Consider the following 2,061-nt stretch of genomic DNA (forward strand, 5'->3'; position numbering starts at 1 on the left):
ATCCACACCAGCAACCGTGTAGTCACCAGGCTCCGCATCCTCCGGAGTCGGCAGACTCACCTCAAACGTCCCGTCCTCAGAGGTCGGCACATCCTCCACCGGCTCACCCACCGGGTTACCGTCCTGGTCACGCAGCTGCACCGTGACCGTGGAATCCGGGGTATACCCCTCACCAGTCACCGTGGTGGACTCACCAGCAGGAACCGAATCAGGATCCACCACCAACGACGGATCAATCACACCGTCATCATCCGGATCCGTGATACTCAACCCTTCAGAGATCTCCTGACCCGTGGTGTCATCAACAGCCACCACCGAGTACTCACCAGGCTCTGCATCCTCCGGAGTCGGCAGCTCCACCGTGAAGCCACCAGCCTCATCAGTCTCAGCCGGCACCGGCTCCCCCACCGGGTTACCCTCCGGATCAACCAACTGCACCGTCGCGGAAGCATCCGGAGTGAAACCCTCACCCGTCACCTGCGTGGACTCACCAGCAGGCACCGAATCAGGATCCACCACCAGACCCAACTCCAACTGCTCGAACAGACCACAGGAATCCACCCGGGCCCCAGCATTGCCGAAGTTCAGCCTGGCACCATCACCCTCGAACAGGCCGATGCTCAACGCCGAGACCTCCAACGAAGACAGCCGCTGCTCACCCTCAGGAGTCTCGCAGTACTCCTCGACCTGGTGATTCAGCTGCACCGAGACCACCGTGGCCAGCGTCTCGATGAACGGCTCCAACGCCTCACGGATCGGCACCGTGATCGCACCGGTCTTGATATCCCGAATCAACAGATCAAAGATCTCCTGACCAGCATCACTGATCACGAAGTCCCGCACCGGCACCACAGCTTCCTGCAGCAGACCAGTCACAGCACTCAACGTGGCACAAACACCCGGAAGACCACCCGAGCACTCAAACTCGTTGATCTCATCACCCATCAGATTCAGCGAGCCCGTCGCGGTGGCACCACCCAGAGTCGCCTCATAATCAATGGTCACCGAAGCCAACGCGCCCTCGATCGCGCCCACCGTGATGTTGGTGACCTCTTCCATCAGATCATGGACAGTCTCCGCGATCATCGGATAGATCTCATCATCGATCAGCTCAGTGTTCGGGTTCTGATTATTCATCCCCGTGGGCTGACCAGGACGCAGCTCACCAGAGAGCAGCTGATCCAGATGCAGCTGCGCAGTACCGGTGGAGAAGTCCACCGTGAGCACCTGATTATTCGTGGTGATCGGCTCCGCGAGAATCGCCGCGAAGATCTCCTCCTGCATATTCGAGGACACCTCAGCAGAGAGCGAAGCACCCGGAATCACCGAGATCAGATCCGCAACATCGAGCAGATCATTGACCGTGTCCTCCATCGTGGAGTCGATCTCCCCGATGGTGTCATAGATCATCGCCGCAGCCTCTTCGACCGCCGGAGAGGTCAGCAACACACTGGCCTCACCCACCCGGTACTGGCCCAGCCCACCGACACCATCCTGATCCAGGAACACGCCATCCTCAGCGATGACCTCAGCACCACCAAGACCGAACAGCAGAGTCGCCTCCGAGACGATCTCATCAGTGATCCCATCAACACCGGCAGCATTGAACAGCGAGAGCAGATCCAACTCCGCAGCCCCGAAGCCAGCCTCATCACCATCCAGAGTCACAGACCCATCCCCACCAGCAATGCCCGAGATCGCTCGAGCATCCACCGGCGACGTGGTCTCCGACTCCGAGAGCAGAACCCCGGCCTGACCGAAGTCCAGGATCTGATCCACCGGGATCTCGATATTGCCGATCCCGATCAGCTCATTGCCGAACACGTCAACATTGAGCGCTTCATTATTGGGCCCAGGATCTCCGTCCCAGAACGCCGTGGTCCGACCCGCCCCAGCCAGATCCAGACCAGCCAGCGTGGAGTCAACGTTACTGGCCTCAGCCTCAGCCGGAGCCTCTGGAAAATTATCGACAGCCGCAGCCGCCGGCAGCGCATAAGCACCGACCGAGATCGTCGATGCCGCACCGACCGCGAGAGCACGTTTCAGAACGCCTCTCCATGG

General features: G+C 60.1%; 1 protein-coding gene. It reads right to left on the reverse strand.

All coding sequences use genetic code 11. The features are described 5' to 3' along the window. Positions 1–2,061: hypothetical protein (locus tag Q7C18_RS16715; RefSeq protein WP_396954388.1), on the reverse strand; the 2,061-nt coding region annotated here is incomplete at both ends.

It is taken from the genome of Nesterenkonia sp. CL21, assembly GCF_031705515.1.
GTDB lineage: Bacteria > Actinomycetota > Actinomycetes > Actinomycetales > Micrococcaceae > Nesterenkonia > Nesterenkonia aethiopica.